This window comes from Sporocytophaga myxococcoides (genome assembly GCF_000775915.1).
In the GTDB taxonomy this organism is placed as follows: Bacteria; Bacteroidota; Bacteroidia; order Cytophagales; family Cytophagaceae; genus Sporocytophaga; species Sporocytophaga myxococcoides_A.
In genome coordinates this window covers 143,985-164,847 of record NZ_BBLT01000011.1, presented here as the reverse complement: position 1 = coordinate 164,847, position 20,863 = coordinate 143,985, and the positions used below count along the sequence as shown (strand labels likewise).

The 20,863-nt window shown below is 36.8% G+C and carries 20 protein-coding genes; 14 read left to right on the top strand and 6 right to left on the bottom strand.

Annotation, left to right across the window (positions count from 1 at the left end; all coding sequences use genetic code 11):
* Positions 1-106: 106 nt before the first annotated feature.
* Positions 107-1,375: a hypothetical protein gene (locus tag MYP_RS21415; RefSeq protein WP_156140780.1), complete on the bottom strand. Its 1,269-nt coding sequence runs from the start codon at positions 1,373-1,375 to the stop codon at positions 107-109.
* Between the two features lie 141 nt (positions 1,376-1,516).
* Entirely contained in the window at positions 1,517-2,587 is a 1,071-nt protein-coding gene (gene prfA / locus MYP_RS21410; protein WP_045468117.1) for a peptide chain release factor 1, read from the bottom strand.
* A 90-nt stretch (positions 2,588-2,677) separates the two neighbouring features.
* Between prfA and MYP_RS21405 the strand changes: the two genes are divergently transcribed.
* A complete protein-coding gene (locus tag MYP_RS21405) occupies positions 2,678-3,286 on the top strand; it encodes a hypothetical protein (protein WP_045468115.1) in 609 nt (202 codons plus the stop codon).
* 36 nt (positions 3,287-3,322) lie between these two features.
* Here MYP_RS21405 and MYP_RS21400 read toward each other — a convergent pair whose 3' ends face one another.
* Positions 3,323-3,598: a hypothetical protein gene (locus MYP_RS21400; RefSeq protein WP_081990632.1), complete on the bottom strand. Its 276-nt coding sequence runs from the start codon at positions 3,596-3,598 to the stop codon at positions 3,323-3,325.
* A gap of 120 nt (positions 3,599-3,718) precedes the next feature.
* Here MYP_RS21400 and MYP_RS21395 point away from each other — a divergent pair, with 120 nt between their 5' ends.
* The 5 genes from MYP_RS21395 to MYP_RS21375 all read left to right on the top strand — a co-directional run bounded on the left by MYP_RS21395 (position 3,719) and on the right by MYP_RS21375 (position 8,091).
* The gene (locus MYP_RS21395) at positions 3,719-4,645 is read left to right on the top strand and encodes a dimethylarginine dimethylaminohydrolase family protein (RefSeq protein ID WP_045468112.1); all 927 of its coding nucleotides are present in this window, start codon (positions 3,719-3,721) and stop codon (positions 4,643-4,645) included.
* A 29-nt stretch (positions 4,646-4,674) separates the two neighbouring features.
* Positions 4,675-5,976, top strand: coding sequence for an arginine deiminase family protein (locus MYP_RS21390; RefSeq protein WP_156140779.1), 1,302 nt, complete (start codon positions 4,675-4,677; stop codon positions 5,974-5,976).
* A gap of 105 nt (positions 5,977-6,081) precedes the next feature.
* Positions 6,082-6,486, top strand: a complete 405-nt coding sequence (locus tag MYP_RS21385) for a T9SS type A sorting domain-containing protein (RefSeq protein WP_081990631.1) — start codon at positions 6,082-6,084, stop codon at positions 6,484-6,486.
* Positions 6,487-6,541: 55 nt separating this feature from the next.
* Positions 6,542-7,030, top strand: coding sequence for an AAA family ATPase (locus MYP_RS21380; RefSeq protein ID WP_045468106.1), 489 nt, complete (start codon positions 6,542-6,544; stop codon positions 7,028-7,030).
* A 14-nt stretch (positions 7,031-7,044) separates the two neighbouring features.
* Entirely contained in the window at positions 7,045-8,091 is a 1,047-nt protein-coding gene (locus MYP_RS21375) for a hypothetical protein (RefSeq protein ID WP_045468103.1), read from the top strand.
* A 30-nt stretch (positions 8,092-8,121) separates the two neighbouring features.
* Here the strand turns inward: MYP_RS21375 and radA are convergent, their stop codons facing one another.
* Complete coding sequence (radA, locus tag MYP_RS21370) at positions 8,122-9,489, bottom strand: DNA repair protein RadA (RefSeq protein WP_045468100.1); 1,368 nt, start codon at positions 9,487-9,489, stop codon at positions 8,122-8,124.
* A 168-nt stretch (positions 9,490-9,657) separates the two neighbouring features.
* Between radA and fumC the strand changes: the two genes are divergently transcribed.
* The 6 genes from fumC to MYP_RS21340 all read left to right on the top strand — a co-directional run bounded on the left by fumC (position 9,658) and on the right by MYP_RS21340 (position 17,489).
* The gene (gene fumC, locus MYP_RS21365) at positions 9,658-11,052 is read left to right on the top strand and encodes a class II fumarate hydratase (RefSeq protein ID WP_045468097.1); all 1,395 of its coding nucleotides are present in this window, start codon (positions 9,658-9,660) and stop codon (positions 11,050-11,052) included.
* Positions 11,053-11,122: 70 nt separating this feature from the next.
* A complete protein-coding gene (locus MYP_RS21360; protein WP_045468094.1) occupies positions 11,123-11,668 on the top strand; it encodes an SPOR domain-containing protein in 546 nt (181 codons plus the stop codon).
* Between the two features lie 292 nt (positions 11,669-11,960).
* Complete coding sequence (locus MYP_RS21355) at positions 11,961-13,409, top strand: DUF2130 domain-containing protein (protein ID WP_052430419.1); 1,449 nt, start codon at positions 11,961-11,963, stop codon at positions 13,407-13,409.
* Positions 13,410-13,501: 92 nt separating this feature from the next.
* Entirely contained in the window at positions 13,502-15,205 is a 1,704-nt protein-coding gene (recJ, locus tag MYP_RS21350; protein WP_045468091.1) for a single-stranded-DNA-specific exonuclease RecJ, read from the top strand.
* A gap of 37 nt (positions 15,206-15,242) precedes the next feature.
* Entirely contained in the window at positions 15,243-15,974 is a 732-nt protein-coding gene (lptB, locus tag MYP_RS21345; RefSeq protein ID WP_045468088.1) for an LPS export ABC transporter ATP-binding protein, read from the top strand.
* Between the two features lie 3 nt (positions 15,975-15,977).
* The gene (locus tag MYP_RS21340; RefSeq protein ID WP_231570080.1) at positions 15,978-17,489 is read left to right on the top strand and encodes a GH3 auxin-responsive promoter family protein; all 1,512 of its coding nucleotides are present in this window, start codon (positions 15,978-15,980) and stop codon (positions 17,487-17,489) included.
* Here MYP_RS21340 and MYP_RS26235 read toward each other — a convergent pair.
* Positions 17,486-17,647: a DUF6435 family protein gene (locus MYP_RS26235; protein WP_156140778.1), complete on the bottom strand. Its 162-nt coding sequence runs from the start codon at positions 17,645-17,647 to the stop codon at positions 17,486-17,488. The two genes, MYP_RS21340 and MYP_RS26235, sit on opposite strands and share 4 nt — an antisense overlap.
* Positions 17,648-18,227: 580 nt before the next feature.
* Here MYP_RS26235 and MYP_RS21335 point away from each other — a divergent pair.
* Positions 18,228-19,166, top strand: coding sequence for an NAD(P)H-dependent flavin oxidoreductase (locus MYP_RS21335; RefSeq protein WP_045468085.1), 939 nt, complete (start codon positions 18,228-18,230; stop codon positions 19,164-19,166).
* Here MYP_RS21335 and MYP_RS21330 read toward each other — a convergent pair.
* On the bottom strand, positions 19,163-20,251 hold the full coding sequence (locus MYP_RS21330; RefSeq protein WP_045468082.1) for an META domain-containing protein: 1,089 nt from the start codon (positions 20,249-20,251) through the stop codon (positions 19,163-19,165). The two genes, MYP_RS21335 and MYP_RS21330, sit on opposite strands and share 4 nt — an antisense overlap.
* Before the next feature lie 185 nt (positions 20,252-20,436).
* Between MYP_RS21330 and MYP_RS21325 the strand changes: the two genes are divergently transcribed.
* Entirely contained in the window at positions 20,437-20,859 is a 423-nt protein-coding gene (locus MYP_RS21325) for a secondary thiamine-phosphate synthase enzyme YjbQ (RefSeq protein WP_045468079.1), read from the top strand.
* Positions 20,860-20,863 lie beyond the last annotated feature (4 nt).

The window sequence follows — 20,863 nt, the reverse complement described above, 5'->3', positions numbered from 1 at the left end:
AAAGAATTTCTGGATTCAAGATGCCTTTTAAGCTAAAAATTACTGATTATGTAACCGTAATCTGACCTTAATAAAGTAATTAAATCATTCTTGAATTTGAAGCATATCACTTTTCATAGGCGCCTAAATCCGGTTTTTCGTCCCGGTTTTTGTCGTCAAGGTCTTTTGATATACCCAAACTTAGGCCTGCATCTATCGCCGGTGAAAGGTTATCAGGACGAAAATCCAGGCGAAAGGGGCTTTTAAACTGAGGATCTTTTGAAATATTATTATTGCCTGGGACGGGCTGAAAATTTCTAATAATAGAATTGCTTACAATAAAATCTCCACCTGATGCCACTTCATTGCTCCTGTCTCCCCAAATGATACTGTTCTCAATTCTTGTTTTTCCACTGGATTTTGAAAAGTCCAATAATGGAAAATCTCTGAAAAATGAAAATGAATAGCCTGCAATGGTAGAATGTCGTATGTAAACAGTTTCTTTTCCCTTTGAAAGTATGTTATTACCTAATATATTATAAGTAAGATCATTCCACAAGTAAGAATCTGCAGCCAGAGATAGTCCTTCATTTTTCATATTCCTTAAAATAGAATTGGAAAATATTAGTTCGGGTATGGTATCATTATCAGATATTTCTTCCTGACTGATACCTATATCAGCATTTTCTATTATGGAAAAATTGATTCTGTTATTTATACTTTTGGACGTAAATTGAATGCCCGACCATTGCCCCGGCTGATCTTCATAAATTTTCCCTCTTTTATCCGAACCAAACAACACTTCATTCCCCTTCTCCCCATTAACAATCAAAGTTCCTTCAACTTTCAAAGTAGCAGCGTTATGAAACAGCACCTTTACTCCTTTTTCAACTGTGAGTTTACAGCCCTCAGGAATGGTAAGTTGGTTATAAATTACAAAAGGTTTTCCGGCAGTCCATACTGTATCACAACCTGTTTGAGCATTTACAAAAAAGTTGGCATTCTGAGCAAAACTTTCTAAAACGACAGACTGAATGTTTCCATTAGTATTAAAAAGAATTTTATCTGAAACGATATAAGCATTTGTAGTATCCGTTGGCCTTAGCAGAACAGAGATGAGTATATAAATGCTGTCTTTTCCCCGTATTTCGACATTTGAATCAGAAAATGATTTTTTACCATTTATAATCAGTGAATATGGAGAATTTGCAAGTCCTTCAAGGGAAATATGACTCACTTTAACTGCATTTTTACTGTGATTGTAAACCAGCAGTCTTTTGGTAATATTTGGAACAGAAGTAAAAAGTGTATCAAAAAAAATGGTATCACTTGAAAAAGATAATTTTGCGGAAGGATCTGAAGTTAATTTTTCATCTGCCTTTTTACAGCACAACAAAAAGCACAAAAAGCACAAAAAACACAAAATACAGATAAAAGTATTCTTCATTCTCTCAGGATAAAACTTTAAAAAATATAACGTTGGATTTTGAAAAAATCATATCAAAATCCAACGTTGAAATTAATTTATTTATAAAGATTATTTAACTCCTTCTTTCAGCCTTTCAGCATTTTCAGCAATACGAAGCTGCTCTATAAAATCCTCAATATGCCCATCCATTACAACAGGAAGATTATAAACAGTATAACCTATTCTGTGGTCGGTTACACGACCCTGAGGATAGTTGTACGTTCTGATTTTATCTGACCTGTCACCACTTCCAACCAAAGATTTTCTCTGAGCACCGATCTCTTCATTTTGCTTTTGAAGTTCAATCTCATATAATCTTGAACGCAGTACCTTAAGGGCTTTATCGAAGTTCTTGATCTGAGATTTTTCATCCTGACACTGTACCACCACACCTGTCGGAATGTGGGTAAGACGAATTGCTGAGTAAGTGGTGTTTACTGACTGACCGCCAGGACCGGAAGAGCAAAAAGTATCTTTTCTGATATCATTCATATTGATATCGATTTCTACATCCTCAACTTCTGGCAGAGCAACTACAGTTGCAGCTGAAGTGTGCACACGACCCTGAGTTTCTGTTGCCGGCACTCTCTGTACCCTGTGTACTCCGGATTCGAACTTCAGTTTACCATACACATCCTCTCCGGAAACTGTGCAGATGATCTCTTTGTAACCACCTGAAGTACCTTCTGTATAATCCAGAAGTTCAAGTTTCCAGCCCATAATCTCAGCCAGACGCTGATACATTCTATGTAAATCTCCTGCGAAAATAGCAGCTTCGTCACCGCCGGTACCGGCACGGATCTCAAGAATAACGTTCTTACTATCATTAGGGTCTTTAGGGATAAGCATCTCTTTCACAACCTCTTCCATCTTATCCTTTTCCGGAACCAGTTCATCGAGCTCAACCTTCGCCATTTCTCTGAAATCAGGATCTTTTTCCGTTTCAAGTACTTTTTTGGCGCTTTCGATATTATCCAGAATTCCTTTATATTTTTGGTAGACCTGCACTATCTTCTCAAGTTCCTTGTATTCTTTTCCCAGTGCAGAATATTTTTTCATATCTGCCATTGCCTCAGGCTGAATTATTAGTTCAGAAACCTCCTCAAATCTTTTTTTAATGGCCTCGAGCTTATCAATCATGTTTTTTTAGAAATTTGCGTTTGCAAAGATAATAAAATCTAAGAATAGAAAGTGACTGTATTCAAACACAAAAAGAGGGGGTTTTGTCCCATGAAAATCAAATTATTTGCGATTTCTGCCCTGTTTATAGGAATTTTTTCAGCCTGCAATGAGAATTCTGTGGACACCAAAGGTATTTCTGACGAGCTTCAAAACCGAAAAATCGTGAGAGTTACTGAATCAGAAATTTTTGACCTGGCCAATAAAACCGGTGAAGAAGCTGTCAAGAAAATAATTGAATCTTCGAAAAGACGATCTGAAGCTCTTGCTAAAGAGAAAAAAACAGAAGAAGCAGTTCTCGCTTGCAATTATTCGTCAATTCATAACCTTGATTCCCTGGCAAATGCAATTGATGTATTCAAAATCAACAGGATAGATACTAATTTTAAAAGCAAAATCATATTATCCGAAATAGAAGCTCAGCTTTTAGATGCTTACAAATACAACAAAGAAAATAAGTTGGAAATGAAACCCAATCTTCAAGCTATAAATGATACCCTATTTGTTTATATGTCTCCAATAATGGTATCCACACAATGTATCGCCCTATCTGATCAAACAAAAGAAAAATCAACATCTGAATTTCAGGGCATTTGGAGCATATATCTAAAAAAAAGGGATATAGTTCTGACTATTCAGAAAGAGTCGAAAAAAAAATAGAAGTTTGACCTGATACATTTCAGGTCAAGACTTTTTTTATCTGCATTCCCCCTTAACAAATTTTGTTACTCCAGCCTTCTCAGCATAACAGGTATTTGAATAATTTTTACCATCGCAACCACAAACAGGATCATAAATTTCTATGCAAGCAGTTTCTGTATTAATTTTTGAAGAATCAATACAGGCTTCCGAGCCTACCTGAAAAGTTTCTTTTTTTTCCTCATTCCCTGTTGTATCTTTTTGCGGTCCATTGCAGGAACACAAAATAAAAAGTACTATCCAATAATTCTGATTTACAATAGTTCTGATCATTTTCGTTGATAATGTAAGGTTAAAACTTTTGTTTAGGGAAACTGTTCATTGATTTAAATCAAACAGATCTAAAACTCAACACTTTTAAAATACGTTTTAAATCAAAGGAGGAGCTCAATTATGATTTACACTCAAAAAAAAGTTTACGATCACAATTTACACTTTTCTATTGATGAAATTCCACCGAGGGTGGAGCCAAGAAAAGTACTTATGGCAAGTCCGGAATACTTTGATATCATAGATATCAAAAATCCACATATGGAAAAAGGTCTTGGAAATATGGACAAAAAACTGGCGATAAGTCAGTGGGAGAATGTTCGTAATGAATATCTGCGACTTGCAGAGCTGGGTATTCTTGAGTCTGTAAATGTAATTTCGGGTGTTCCTGGTTGTGAAGACATGGTATTTGCCGCCAATCAGACTTTCCCATGGAGAGATGAAACCGGAAGAAAAGAAGTAATTCTTAGTAAAATGAGACACTGCTCCAGGCAGAAAGAGGTGCCTTATTTTGAAGAGTTTTTCCGGGATGAGGGATACAAAATTAATAAACTGGAAAAAACTACACTTTTTGAGGGAATGGGTGACCTCATTCCTCATTATGGTAAAATGCTTCTATATGGAGGGTACGGCTTTCGCTCAGAAAAAAGCGCCTATGATGAAATTGCACAACTTTTGAACGTGCCTATCATAGCCCTTGAACTCATTAATGAGAATTTCTATCACCTTGATACCTGTTTTTTACCTTTGGATGAAGAAACTGTTTTGATTTGTGCGGAGGCTTTTACAACCGAAGGTTTGAAAACAATAAAAAAAATGTTTCGTGAAGTTATAGCCATACCTGTACATGAAGCATCATTAAACTTTTCTCTGAATGCTCATATTATTAATGACCAGATTACAGGGAAAAAAGTTGCGCTTATGCAAAAAGGAGGTATTATTACTTTTCACCACCTGGTAAAAAAAGGATTTGAAGTTATTGAATTGGATACTTCAGAATTTATTAAATCTGGTGGAAGTGTATTTTGTATGAAGATGATGGTTTATTAACCTTATCTTCTCAACTAAAACTTTATTTTATGCGATTTGACCTGGGCCATGTTAAGGATAAAGAAAACTCTATAATTCGTGTCACTTCTGACATCGGACCTCTTAAATCAGTTCTGATCCATAGGCCTGATGAAGGAATTGAAAAAGTAACACCATCTAGGGCTGTGGATCTTCTATATGAAGACATCGTCTATCTTCCTAAAATGATAGAGGAACACCAGGTCTTTACAAATTTACTTGGTCATTTTATAGGTGAAAAAAATGTACACGATTTCTCAAACCTTCTCAGTGATATACTTGATCAAGATGCTATAAAGAAAGAGCTTGTAACTATAGTTTGCAGGCTTGAGCATTGTGATGACAGGATCAAACAATTCCTGATCAATTCAGAGCCGAAAGTATTAGCCAATACACTAATATCAGGAGTATATCATAATAAAAAAGAAATCTCAATTTTCTTACCTCTACCTAATCTCATTTTTACAAGAGATCTGGGAACAGTTATCAACAACCATCTTTTGATAGCACAAGCTTCCAAGAGGGCTCGCTCAAGGGAATCTGTACTTTCCTACTTTGTATTTAACTACCATCCATTATTTTCAGCTTTAAACAAAAGTAACAAGCTATTCGGAATCTCAGACAGTATAGAGGAGCTGGTTGAAAATAATAATGGCCATCTTGGAGTATTCTCTGTGGAAGGAGGAGATGTAATGTTGGTAAATGAAAATCATTTATTGATAGGAATAAGCGAAAGAACTTCTGAGATGGCTGTTGAGAGAATAATCAGGAAAATTTTCGCTCATAAAATAGTCGGTGAAATAACTGTTGTAAACCTTCCACCTCTAAGATTTTGTATGCACCTGGACACCGTCTTTACCATGTCAAAAAGAAATCAAAGTGTGGTTTTTGCTCCTTTAATCATGCAGGAGGGAAAAATGAAAATACAGCATTATTCCGCCAATAGTCAGAGGCCTTTAGTTGCAAAGAGCTTAAGTTCCATATTAAAAGATATTTATCCAGACTGGCAATTTATACTATGCGGAGAAGGCAAGGCTCCCTTTGAAGAAAGAGAACAATGGACAGATGGCTGCAATTTATTCACTGTCCGTGAAGGCGTTGCATTTACATATGACAGGAACCTGAAAACAAATAAGGCACTACAAGAGGCGGGATATCAGATTTTCAATGCTTCCGAATTACTTCAGGAATTGAGAAGTGGAAAGATTTGTCAGGAAGACATTCAGAATACGATCATTAATCTTCCATCAGCAGAATTATCAAGGGCCAGAGGTGGTCCTCATTGCATGACAATGCCACTTTGCCGAGGATAAAATCATTATAATGATTATTGACAGAGAATTTCAATAATTAAGACCTATTTACAAAATTTGCAGACAAACGATTCAATAATCGTTTCTAAAGCTTAAATTTGCCAAATGAGGTTCATGAAATACGTCACATTTTTTTTCTTCTTTCTCCTGATGCACAGGCACGGCTTCAGCTTGTCTGAAAGATATATGGACGCTAATGATACTTATAACTCATCTCTCATTCCTCAACATGCTCATCTACAATTTATTGATCAGGAGCAACTTAAGCTCACTATAACTCCTAATCCAGTAGAAGGTACACTGCAATTATCATTGAAATCAAGTGTTCCGGATGAGGCACAAGTTCTCATATACAATTCTTTAGGAGTATTAATCAAAGAAGTTTTTATTACTTTTAACAATGGTACAAGTCAGTTCGAAATACCTGTTTCCAACATCCATCCTGGACTTTACTTTTTAAGTATTAAAGGAAAAATAGTTAATACAACCGGACGATTTATAAAGAGGTAATTTTTTCACTCATACTTTTTTCTCAACCTTTTAACAGTCTTTCAGTTTCATCCTTATGGTCATAATTGTTTCCGGCCTTCCTGGTTCCGGTAAATCATTCTTTGCGGAAAAATTATCTAAGCTCATCAAGGCCAAATATCTCTCAAGTGATATTATAAGAAAGGAATTAATTAGCAACCCAACATACTCAAAAGAGGAGAAGGAAGCGGTTTATGAGGAAATGAAAATTAGGCTGAACTCTTTATTATCTGAAAAAACCGATGTTATACTGGATGCGACTTTTTTTAAAGATGAATTAAGAAAATCGTTTTGCAAAGAATGTGCTCAACATAAAACCAATTGCAAGATTATTATTATCAGTGCGAGTGAAGAGGATATAAAACATAGAGTCTCATCCCAAAGAGCGTTCAGCGATGCTGATTACTCAGTATATCTGAAAATGAAAGAACAGTTTGAATTACCCGAGACTGAATTCCTGGAACTTGACTCTTCAAAGACTGATATTAACCTAATGCTTTTCAAAGCAGTTGAATACATAAAATAAAAAGTGATCTTTCTATGGAAAAGGAACAATTAGGTAGTATAATTTTCCCTGATCATTCCAGACCACTTTCTGTTACTGAAACCTCCATTTCCTGGATTCTTTTTTCGGAGAAAAAAGCATTTAAAATCAAAAGGCCTGTTGCAACTTCATTCCTAAATTTTTCATCGTTACAAAATCGAAAATTCTATTGTGAAAAAGAGTTCTTATTAAATCAAAGGTTCTCATCAGACATCTATATCAATGTTCAACCTGTAAGAATACACAATGGGTACTTCCAAATAGGTGGAGAAAATGGTGAAATCATTGATTATGCAGTTGAGATGAGACGGCTTCCTGAAGGAAAAGAATTAAACAACCTTCTTTTAAAAAATGAGATAGCAGAAAGTGATATTCGCAAAATTGCGGAAGCTATTGCGGAATTCCATTTATCATCAAAGCCTTTAATTATAAATAATCAAAGCGACCTTATTAAGAATAAAACCAAAGACATACTCAACTATTCCACAGTATTTAATAAAATTGATCCAGTCAGTAAAGACTTTATTGACATTAGCACCAACTACTGCCTTCGGTTTATTCTACACTTTAAAGAATTTCTCGAATCCAGAATGAATCAGGGATTTATCAGAGATTGCCATGGCGATCTTCATACCGGAAACATCTTCCTCCTTGATAAACCTGTATTGTTTGATTGTATAGAATTTGATGATTCACTGAGACAAATAGATATAATGGAAGAACTGGCTTTTCTTTCCATGGACCTTGACAGTTATGATAGAAAAGACTTTGGTAAATTGATTCTGGAATATTATAATGTATTTAATTCTGCAATAAGGAGTCCCGAGGAATATTTGCTTTTTTTATTCTACAAATATTATAAGGCAGGAGTTAGAGCTAAAGTTATGGCAGTTCAGTGGATAAGAGAAAGAGAGACCGATAGAAAAGTACAGATAGAAATACAAATGCAGAGTTATATAAAACTAATGCAAGAGTATTTCAATCAATTGCAAAAGGACCTTAATACAATTGATCCAGGACTTTATCCATTTACAATCCGTTAAACGCCCGATGAGATTTTTTTTAAATCCAGCTTAATTCATTAAAGAATCAAACACTTCATCCAGTCTGGCAGCAGCATGAATGTTAACTTTAAACTTTGACGTATCCAGTCCCTTCTTATTATACTTTGAAATAAATATATCTTTAAAACCTAATTTTTCAGCTTCAGAAATTCTTTGTTCTATTCTGTTTACCGCTCTTATTTCCCCTCCCAGTCCTACTTCACCGGCAAAACAAACTGTCTGTGGAATGGCGAGATCTTTAAACGAAGATATAATGGATGCACATACCGATAAATCTATTGCAGGATCTTCAATCTTTAGTCCACCTGCAATATTCAGGAACACATCCTGAGCGCCAAGTCTGAGTCCACCTCTTTTTTCAAGTACAGCCAATAACATGTTCAATCTTTTCGCATCAAACCCGGTAGAACTTCTTTGAGGTGTTCCATATGTTGCCGGACTTACAAGAGACTGTACCTCTATCAGCAAAGGTCGATTCCCTTCGAGAGTTGCTCCTATCGTTATTCCACTCAAAACCTCCTCCCTTTGTGAAAGGAGTATCTGAGAAGGATTGGAGACCTCCTTTAATCCAGCCCCCGACATTTCGTAGATCCCCAGTTCAGAAGTAGATCCGAAACGATTCTTTGTCGTACGCATGATTCTATAGGCCATATGGCGATCACCTTCAAATTGCAGAACAGTATCCACCATATGTTCCAGTATCTTAGGCCCGGCAATAGTTCCTTCCTTCGTAATATGACCTATAAGAAAAACAGGAGTACCTGACTCTTTAGCAAACTTTAACAACTCCGCAGTACATTCCCTGACCTGCGAAATGCTTCCTGCACTGGAGTCTATAAAAGATGAATGTAAAGTTTGAATAGAGTCTACAACCAAAACATCCGGTTCCAATATCTCAATCTGTTTGAAGATATTCTGAGTGGATGTTTCTGTAAGCACATAACAGTTATTGGATTTTATACCAAGTCTTTCTGCACGCATTTTGGTTTGTTGCTCACTCTCCTCTCCTGAAACATACAATACCTTGTGCTCAACAAGACTTAATGCAATCTGAAGCATGAGCGTCGATTTGCCGATGCCCGGTTCACCACCGATCAGCACCAAAGAGCCCGGGACAATGCCTCCTCCCAATACTCTGTTTAATTCTCCGTCATTGGTATAAATGCGTTCTTCCTGATCATAAGCAACTTCATTGATGGGTTTCGGCTTGTTGGCAACTTTTGTAGAAGAAGAAGATTTCCAGGATTGCTTTTCCTCTTTTTGAATAAGCTCTTCCACATAGGTATTCCACTCTCCACAGGAAGGACATTTTCCGACCCACTTGGCAGACTGGGCACCACAACTCTGACAAAAAAACGAGGATTTTACTTTGGCCATAATCTTATATTCAAAGATACCACTTATTCAACACAGGACCATATTGTGGAAAAATTTGGAAAAATCCCAAATCCGACATTAAATATTGCAATATCGAGCTAGAGGTATTTTGATATATTTTGTAATATTGTTCACAATACAGTAACTACTAAAAAACTAAAATATTCTATGAGCTTCAGGATCGAAAAAGACACTATGGGGCCGGTACAAGTTCCGGCAGACAAATATTGGGGAGCACAAACACAAAGATCAAAAGAGAACTTCACCATTGGTGGCCAGTTAATGCCTACTGAAGTGATCAGAGCATTTGCCATTTTGAAGAAAGCGGCAGCACAAACTAACCTTGAACTTGGTGTTCTATCTTCGGACAAAGCTGAGATAATCAGCAAAGTATGTGAGGAGATTCTGGATGGAAAACTTGATGACCAGTTTCCTTTGGTGGTATGGCAGACAGGTTCAGGAACCCAGTCTAACATGAATGTTAATGAAGTAATAGGAAACAGAGCTCATGTACTTCTTGGAGGTAAACTTGAAGACGAAAAGAAAAAAATCCACCCGAACGATGATGTTAATAAATCTCAGTCATCTAATGATACCTTCCCGACTGCAATGTCAATTGCAGCATATAAGCTGATTGTTGAAGAAACAATTCCAAAGGTAAAGTCTCTCAGAGATACGCTTGACGCTAAAGCAAAGGCTTTTGCAGAAGTAGTAAAAATAGGCCGTACACACTTAATGGATGCTACTCCCCTTACACTTGGAAATGAATTTTCAGGTTATGTGGCTCAATTGGATCATGGTATTAAAACCCTTCAATCTACGCTGGATCACCTTTCCGAGCTTGCACTTGGAGGAACAGCTGTAGGAACAGGGCTAAATACTCCCAAAGGATATTCTGAACTTGTTGCAAAGAAAATTTCCCAACTAACAGGTCATCCTTTCAAAACCGCCCCTAACAAATTTGAGGCGCTGGCAGCTCACGATGCAGCAGTAGGTACTTCAGGAGCGTTGAAAAAACTTGCCGTAAGTTTGATGAAAATAGGAAATGATATCAGACTACTTGCTTCAGGACCAAGATGCGGTATCGGAGAATTATTAATTCCTGAAAATGAGCCAGGTTCTTCAATCATGCCAGGAAAGGTAAATCCGACTCAGTCTGAGGCGCTTACAATGGTTTGTGCACAAGTTATTGGAAATGATGCTGCAATTTCTGTCGGTGGAATGCAAGGACATTTCGAACTAAATGTTTTCAAACCCGTAATAATCTTCAATTTGCTGATGTCGGCTAAACTAATCGGAGATGCTGCCGATAGTTTCAACAAAAATTGCGCAGTCGGTATTGAGCCAAACTTACCTTTCATCAATAAAAATCTTGAAAATTCGTTGATGCTGGTAACCGCTCTTAACACACATATCGGCTATGAAAATGCTGCTAAAATTGCAAAAAAAGCTCATAAAGAAAACAAAACCTTAAGAGAGGCAGCCATAGAACTGCAGCTATTGACTGACGAGCAATTTACAAGCTGGGTTAACGCAAAAGACATGATAGGAAGCCTTAAATAATATTTTAGGGTTTCCTGTCGGCAATTATAAAAACAGGATACTCTAAAAACATTATTAAATAGCTACTACCATGAAAAAGAGCGCTCATGTGTTCGGATTGTTAATGTTTCTGACATTTTGTGCCGGATATGCCCAATCTGATAAAGAAACTGAAAAAGAATGGGCTAAAAAACTGAAATCTCTTACTCCAATGGAGTACAAAAAGCTTGTTGAAGAAAAAGATGCTTTATCAGCCCAAGTCTCTCAAACTGCCAGTTTGAAATCTGAAGTGGACGCCAAAAATAAAGAAATAGAGCAGCTTAAAAAAAGTCTTCAATCAGGAGGAGGAGCTGGAAGTGCAAAATCCAAAACCGTACCTGGTGTCGTTTTTAAAGTGCAGGTAGGCTCTTTCAGAAACAAAGATCTGTCAAAATATTTTGACAACAATCCGAACTTCAGTGGCGAAGTAGATAAAGACGGAATAAAAAAATATACACTAGGCAACTTTGCTGATTATTGGGAAGCTAACACATTTAAAAAGGCACTAAGGGATATGGGTGTGAAAGATGCCTGGATCGTCGCTTATAAAAATGGCGAAAGAGTACCAATTAAAGATGTGCTTGAAGGTGTGTTATAAAATTCATTTAGTATGTAATTAATTATTGAAGTAAGGCTGATTCTTTCGAATCAGCTTTTTTTATCGAAATTTGTAAAGCAGACGCCCTTCATAACGCCCGGCAAAAATCTTTTTTTAACTCCTTTATTACCATGATTTTTCGGTGAATTTTTAAAAGCACCAATCAACCTACATCCCGCAAACCTATTGATATTTAAGACCTTGTCTTTATATATCTATTTAAAACTTTAACTACCCTTTTCGCCTTCCGCTACATATTTATTATCTTTAAAAATACTTCAAGAATTTTCTAGTGGAAAATAAAATTACCTGCCCTAAATGCGCCCATCATTTCAATGTAGAGGAGGCGCTTGCCAGTCATATAGAGGAAAAACTAAAACAGGATTTTGAAAAAATCCAGAAACAAAAAGAAGCGGAACTTGCCGAAAAAGAGAATAAACTTCGTGCTTATCAGGCCAAGCTGCTCAAGGAACGGGAAGATCAGGAGGCTCAGCTGAAAAAAACACTGATTCTGGAGAAACAGAAAATAGAAGAACAGCTCAAAGGAAAGGTGAAAGAGGATTTTGAAATGCAACTTAAAACGATGCAGGAAGAAATCGAGGAACGCAAAAAAGAAAACCGTGAGTTGAAAACTAAGGAACTCGATCTTTTGAAAAAAGAAAAAGAACTGAAAGAGAAAAGCGATGAGCTTGAACTGGAGTTGGAGAAAAAGCTTTTGAGCAAAACCAAAGAATTGGAGGATCAGCTCAAAGGTAAAGTAAAAGAAGACTTCGAACTTCAGCTCAAGAATTTACAAGAGGAAGTTGAAGAGCGGAAGAAAGAAAACCGCGAACTGAAAACCAAAGAACTTGAGCTGCTAAAAAAAGAAAAGGAGCTGAACGATCAAAAGGAAGAACTTGAGCTGGAAATGGAAAAAAGATTTCTCAATAAGGCCAAGGATATGGAAGAGGACATCCGCAAAAGGATGGATGAAAACAATCAACTGAAGATCAAAGAAAAAGATATGCAACTGGATTCTTTGAGAAAGCAGATTGATGAGATGAAAAGAAAGGCAGAACAAGGCTCTATGCAATTGCAAGGTGAAGCACAGGAAGTAGTCCTTGAAGGAATGCTCAGGGAGGTTTTTCCATTTGACCTAGTAGAAGAAGTTGGAAAAGGGGTAAGAGGAGCTGACGTAATTCAAACAGTAAGAAACTCTTCAGGAAAAGATTGCGGAAAAATTATCTATGAAAGTAAGCGGACAAAGGCTTTCAGCGATGGCTGGATTGAAAAACTGAAAGGAGACCTTCGCGGACAAAAAGCGGATCTGGCTGTCCTTGTAACAGAAACTATGCCCAAGGATATGGAAAAGTTTGGCCTGCGGGACGGCGTCTGGGTTTGCTCTTTCAATGAAGTGAAAGGAGTTGCGATGATTCTCAGAGATACCCTTATCAAATTGACAGAAGTAAAATTGTCACAGGAAAATAAGGGAGATAAAATGCAAATGCTTTACGATTATCTCACCGGAAATGAATTCCGTCAGCAGATGGAAGCAATTGTTGAAGGCTTTTCTTCCATGCAGGAAGCTCTTGCAAAAGAAAAACTCGTTACTCAAAAACTTTGGAAAGAAAGGGAAAAACAACTGGAAAAAGTCCTTCATAATACAGTAGATATGTACGGCTCCATTAAGGGAATAGCAGGTAAAGCAGTCGGAGATATTAAATACCTTGAGACTCCTGATTTGCTGGAAGAAGGTGATTAATTAATGCCTTTCAGGTAATAAACCCGGAATATTTGCCCATATCATCCATTTTTTATAAAAAAGTCGCTATTTTTTTATAATTTGTATGCTTTATGGAAAAGCGTTGGGTATTTAAACATGTTCCCTCGGCTCAAAACATTGAGTCATTATCACAGGCGATTAATATCAACGCTTCCCTTGCTTCTCTGCTCATTCAAAGAGGAATTAATACATTTGAAGAAGCCAGGGATTTCTTCAGACCTTCTCTGGAAAATCTCCATGATCCATATCTTATGGAAGATATGGACAAAGCAGTGTCAAGGCTTTGCGAAGCCATGGATAATGAAGAAAAAATCCTTATTTACGGTGATTATGATGTCGATGGCACTACCTCTGTAACTCTTGTCTATGGCTTTCTCAGCAACTACTATGAAAACCTTGAATTTTATATTCCTGACAGATACAAAGAAGGGTATGGCATTTCAAAAACCGGTATAGACTGGGCCCTTGAGAATGGCTTTTCCCTCATTATCAGTCTCGACTGTGGCATTAAATCATTAAATGAAATATCATATGCTGCAGAGTTGGGAATAGATTTTATAGTGTGCGACCATCACAAGCCCGGTGATATGCTTCCCATGGCCTGTGCTGTCCTGGACCCGAAAAGAGCTGACTGTAATTATCCTTATAAGGAACTATCTGGCTGCGGTGTTGGCTTTAAGTTAATGCAGGCGCTATGTATAGACTTAGGGCTGGAAGAAGAACTGCTCTTTAGTTTTCTTGACCTACTTGCAGTAAGTATTGCTTCCGACATAGTACCTATTACTGGTGAAAACAGGATATTAACCTACCATGGTTTAAAGGTATTGAACGAGTCTCCACGTCCAGGGATGAAAGCGCTCATAGATATTTCCGGCGTATCAAAAGAACTTACAATCAACAATATCGTCTTCGGACTTGGACCGAGAATAAATGCAGCAGGAAGAATTGCACATGCCAAACATGCAGTTCACTTACTTATTGCCAAGGACCAGGATGAAGCAGATCTCCTGGCAGAAAAGATTAATGAAAAGAACAAAGTAAGGAAGGATTTTGACCTGAATATCACTGATGAGGCGATTAGAATGATTCAGGAAGAAGTGGCATTGGATTCAAAATCAACTGTCCTTTTCAAAAATGACTGGCATAAAGGTGTTATAGGTATAGTGGCGTCCAGATGCATTGAGAAGTTTTACAGGCCAACCATTATTCTTACAGAGAACAATGGTATGGCTACAGGATCTGCAAGATCAGTAGACGGATTTGATGTCTATGAAGCAATCGCTAAATGCTCTGATCTACTTGAACAGTTTGGAGGACACACTTATGCCGCCGGACTTACAATGAAGCTTGAGAATATCAAAGCGTTTCAGGAAAGATTTGAACAGGTTGTTTCCTGCGATATACGTCAGGAAGATTTAATACCCAAACTGGATGTCGATCTAAAAATAGAGTTATCTCAGATTAATCAGAAGTTTTACAATATTCTGAAACAATTAGCACCATTCGGACCAGGGAACATGGATCCTGTCTTTATTTCGGAAAATGTCAGAGACGATGGCTCAGCAAGATTGCTGAAAGATCAGCACCTTAAACTGAGAATTTCCCAAGACGGTTTTAATGCAATTGAAGCAATTGGTTTTAACATGGTGGAACCGTTTAAAAGAATTTCGAAGGGAGAACCTTTTAATATTTGTTACCATATTTACGAAAATGAATTTAATGGTAAAAAATCTTTGCAATTATTCATAAAGGATATAAAATTTGTCACTAATTAAAAGAGGGTCTTACTTTTATTTTGTTATATAATCAGAGATGATACTCAGAGCTGAACATTTAATTAAAAGATATAAAGCCAGGACAGTAGTTAACAACGTTTCGGTAGAAGTTAATCAAGGAGAAATTGTGGGACTGCTGGGACCTAACGGAGCTGGAAAAACCACTTCATTTTACATGATAGTAGGCCTAATAAAGCCTAATGAAGGTAAAATTTTTCTGGAAGATGAGGAAATAACCAAACTTCCAATGTACCAAAGAGCAAAGAGAGGTGTAGGCTATCTTGCCCAGGAAGCCTCAGTTTTCAGAACACTTACAGTGGAGGAAAATATCATGGCAGTTCTGGAAATGACTAAACTTTCCAAAACCGAACAAAAGAATAAACTTCAGGAACTTCTGGACGAATTCAGCCTGAACCATGTGAGAAAAAATATAGGTATGGTTCTTTCGGGAGGAGAAAGAAGAAGAACAGAAATAGCCCGCGCACTGGCCGTAGATCCGAAGTTTGTGCTACTGGATGAGCCATTTGCAGGAGTAGACCCTATTGCAGTTGAAGAGATACAATCAATAGTTGCTAAACTTAAGAATAAAAATATCGGTATACTTATTACTGATCACAATGTAAACGAAACACTTTCCATTACAGACAGAGCTTATCTTTTATTTGAAGGAAAGATTCTGAAATCAGGCACTGCGGAAGAACTTGCTGCCGATGAGCAAGTTAGAAGAGTTTATCTTGGAAAACATTTCGAATTGAAAAGAAAGATTTAAAGAATGATTCTGAATCTTATAATGAAGAATATTCTCAAGAGGCGTATTGGCCATATTGAGCGCTTTATGAAAAATCCTCATGAGATTCAGGAGCAGTTATTTTTTGACCTTATCCGAAAAGGAAAAAATACTGAATGGGGGAAAAAGTTTGGTTATAGCTCCATTCAGTCTATTGAAAAATTTAAAAATACTGTACCTGTATCACCTTATGAATCTTTGTTTCCCTACATAGACCGCATGATGCAGGGTGAACAGAATATTCTTTGGCCAACTAAAATCTCCTGGTTCTCAAAATCATCCGGGACGACCAATGCCAAAAGTAAATTTATACCTGTTTCCAAAGAAGCATTGTACAATTGTCACTATAAAGGCGGGAAAGACCTACTCTGCCTTTTTTTTAGTAATAACCCTGCCAGCAGACTATTTAATGGAAAAAATCTTGCTATAGGAGGTTCTTATTATAAAAATCCCAAGTGGAAGGACTCATTTTATGGTGATGTTTCTGCTGTTATCATGGCCAATCTTCCTATGTGGGCCCAATATTCAAGAACGCCTGATCTCAATATTGCCCTGATGGACGAATGGGAACAGAAAATTGAGAAAATGGCCAAAGCAACTCTAAACGAAAATGTGACTTGTATCAGTGGGGTACCGACATGGACAATTGTGCTTCTAAACAGGATACTTGAGCTTACCGGCAAAAAGAACATGCTTGAGATATGGCCGAATTTTGAAGTTTTCTATCATGGCGCTGTAGCTTTCTCTCCATATAGAGAAATATTCAAAAACTTCTTCCCTGCTTCTCATGTAGACTACATGGAAACCTACACCGCATCGGAAGGATTCTTTGGAATACAGGATCAGAAAGGATCTGATGAATTGCTGCTAATGCTGGATTATGGAATTTACTATGAATTTATAGACATTGACCACCAGGACGATGAATTTCCTAAAAGCTATTCCTTACATGAGGTTGAGCTGAATAAGAGCTATGCCATGGTAATTTCTACCAATGCAGGTTTGTGGAGATATAAAATTGGTGACACTGTAAAATTTACTTCCCTTGCTCCTTATAGGATAAAAATCACAGGGAGAACCAAACATTTCATCAATGCTTTTGGAGAAGAACTAATGGTTGAGAATGCAGAAACAGCAGTTTCCAAAGCAGGCATGAAAACCAGCTCAATTGTGAGCAATTTCACTGCAGCTCCGGTATTTTTTGAAGGTAACAAAAATGGTCGACATGAATGGGTTATTGAATTTTCTCAGTCACCAAAGGATTTACACCAGTTTTCCCAAATATTAGATGAAGAGCTTAAAGTTGTAAATTCCGACTACGAGGCAAAACGATACAAGGATATAGCACTTCAGGAACCGATTATTCATTCAGTACCCCAAGGGACTTTTTATAAGTGGATGAAACAGAGAGGTAAACTGGGCGGTCAGAATAAAGTGCCCAGATTATCCAACTCCCGTGAATTTGTAGAGGATATTTTAAAGAACTTGAACCTCTAACTGTAAATTACATTGCTCATAAGCTTGTCAGCCATGGCATTTAATGCCAGCGATCTTTTTATATCTCCATTTTTCTGGGCTTCAAGCGCATCAAGTCTGAGTTTTGTATAATACTTTCTCAGCTTTTGTTGTTGAAAATATTTAAAGAGATTCCACATAACTAAAACTACTTTAGAGTACAACCTCAAATCAAAATAAATTGTTAAAGCTATTTGGCACACTTCTAAAAAATAAAATTGAGCGTCTGGTCTCCAAATGATACGTCTTATTGAAATCCTGCAAAATTTTTATTCCTTGCCAAAAATTGGACAATTTCAACATGGCAATAAAAAATTTTACAAGCGGAAAAATGACTTTTACCAAGTTTTAGAAAATTTGCAGGACTCATTTAGCAGCTGAAAAGCAACATATTATATAATTATAAATCTTATATTTTTTCAATTTTTTGAGCTAAGTTTTTCCACAAAGTTATTCTTTTATCCACACACCCAAAAAACAACATCGAACGTAACTGAATATCAGCAACTTTTAACCTTTCATCCGGCAACAACCAGTGTTGATAACCTTAACAATTTTTTTCATGCTTGCAAACAAAAGGCATTTAAAAATTTTATCTATATATCGACTAATTTATTAATCATCGAAAACGCTTAAAATCAACACCATACATAAAACCAAAAATTAAAATATTAGAATAGAAAATATATTGTATTTTTCCAATCAAATAATTTCTTACCAATGAATAGAGTCAATCAATTATTCGAAATTGAATATCCGATAATACAAGCAGGAATGGTTTGGTGCAGTGGCTGGAAGCTTGCTTCCGCGGTAAGTAATGCAGGTGGTCTTGGATTGATAGGTGCAGGATCTATGTATCCAGAGGTGTTAAAAGAACATTTAGTTAAATGCAAGCAAGCTACGAATCGACCATTTGGGGTGAATGTCCCCCTACTTTATCCGGATATTGACAAAATTATTAAGATCATTATTGAGGAAGAGATTAAAATTGTATTCACTTCAGCTGGTAATCCCTCTACATGGACAAAAACTTTAAAAGAGAATGGTATTAAAGTAGTTCATGTAGTATCGAGTGTCAAATTTGCCAAAAAATCTGAAGATGCAGGAGTGGATGCGGTAGTAGCCGAAGGTTTTGAAGCTGGCGGTCATAATGGTCGTGAAGAAACAACAACCTTTTGCCTGATACCAATGGTTAAAGAATCAGTAAAAATCCCAGTCATAGCGGCGGGTGGAATAGCAACAGGCAGAGGCCTACTGGCGGCTATGGCTTTAGGTGCAGAGGGTGTACAAATAGGAAGCAGGTTTGCAATTAGTGAAGAATCTTCAGCACACATCAATTTTAAAAACAGAGTTACAAATTCTACTGAAGGAGAAACAGTCTTGACACTCAAGTCCGTGACACCGGTGAGATTACTTAAAAATAAATTTTATGAGGAAGTAAAACACGCAGAAGAAAGTGGGGCAGATCCTGTCTCTCTAAAAAATTTACTTGCCAAAGGCAGAGCCAAGAAAGGTATATTTGAAGGAGATCTTAATGAAGGGGAACTTGAAATAGGTCAGGTTTCTGCTCAAATCAAAGACATTAAACCTGCAGGTCAAATTTTAAGGGATATCTGGGAAGATTTCTTAAACCACAAAAAACAACTGTGCGAGCTTTAATCAACTTTTGAAAACTCAAGAACATTCTTCTCGTCGGATAAAGTAAGCTTTAATCCGTCGAATTTATATTTAAAATTTTTTCGTGAAAGAGTTCTCAGAAAGTCCTGTTCGAAGGAATAAGCATTGCAAAGCATTTTAGAGGAAGCAATAGATCCGATTGCTATAATGCTTTTACTCTGGATAAAACTTCCACTGCTTGCATTGCAACCAGCATTTCCGAAAATTTTCCCTTCTCTGATATTAAATTCCAGGTAAGGAATACCTTTATCAAAATTTGCGGCATCGATTTCTTTACCATTAAAAGATCTTAGAGCCCATATATCATGAAGACGCCAATCTCCCAAAAAACTCCCGCATCCGGAAAATTTTGAAACACCTTTGTTTTTCAATCCTTCAGCGGCTATTAAAACTTTATATGGGATAGATTCTCCGGAAATACTATCTGAACAAATATCTTTGGTAAGTTCAATTGAAAGAAAAGATCCCTTAGAAGAACCAGAGAATTTCCAGCTATTGCGATCAGGATCGATTTTATCATTAAGAGCTGACTTTATTGTTTCTCCATCAGGAAAATGAAAAATCGCTTCTTTATCAAAGTCTATGGTAAGCTTCCACTTTTCATCCGGGTCCGTAATAAAATCGATTCCACTCTTACGCATTCTTTCACTCTCCTCAAGTCTGATTTCAGCATCTGATGATTTGTATAAAATATACTGATTTCTTACTGAAAAACCTTGTTCATTAAGAAGGCCAAGCTGATTACCCTTTAATAAAAACTTTGCTTTACCTCCATTCATCTTGTTTAAGACAAGAAGAGAATCATTATTCATTTGCCAGGTGCCCTCCAAAACTTCTAAACTACCTTTTCCATTGATCATCACAGATTCTTCCCTGAATAATCCGGATCTTTGAATTAAGAGCTTATATGCCATAACATCACAATCAGAGCAAGGCCAGCTACCACTCCACAGCCCATAAAGTTCTGCATTAGGAACCCATGGATTACCATTCTGATTTAAATGATTATGCTGACATCCGAAGAAAAACAACAGTATCGCAAAAATATAAGGTCTGCCCCATTTCATCGGTATAGTAAACAAACAGAAGGAGTTTTTGTTAAAAGAGTTTAAACATCATTTACGAGATACCGATAAAAAATTACATTTATTTTCGTCTAACGAAATCAAATTTCCGCTATAATTACCCCATAAAAATTTTAGGCTTAAAAGGCACTTTTTACTCATCAAGAAGTAATATTCATCCTGTTATTATGAAATGTATCCAAAAGACATTTGTTCTTCCTGCATTTAAAAGGGGATTCCATTTAATCACCAATAAAATTGAATCTCAAATTCCTGAATTGAAAACTGTTTCTGCAGGATTGGCTCACATCTTTATTCACCATACCTCAGCCAGTCTTACCATTAATGAAAACGCCGATCCAACAGTTCGGCAAGACTTTGAAAGTCATTTCAACAAAATGGTACCCGAAAATGCACCTTACTATAAACATACTCTTGAAGGACCGGATGATATGCCTGCTCATATAAAAGCATCCCTAATGGGCAGTTCAATAAGCATTCCTGTTACAGAAGGGCGTTTTAGTCTTGGTACCTGGCAGGGGATATATCTATGCGAACATCGTGATCATGCTTCGGGAAGAGAAGTTACTGTAACTGTCTTTGGGGAGTAGCAAC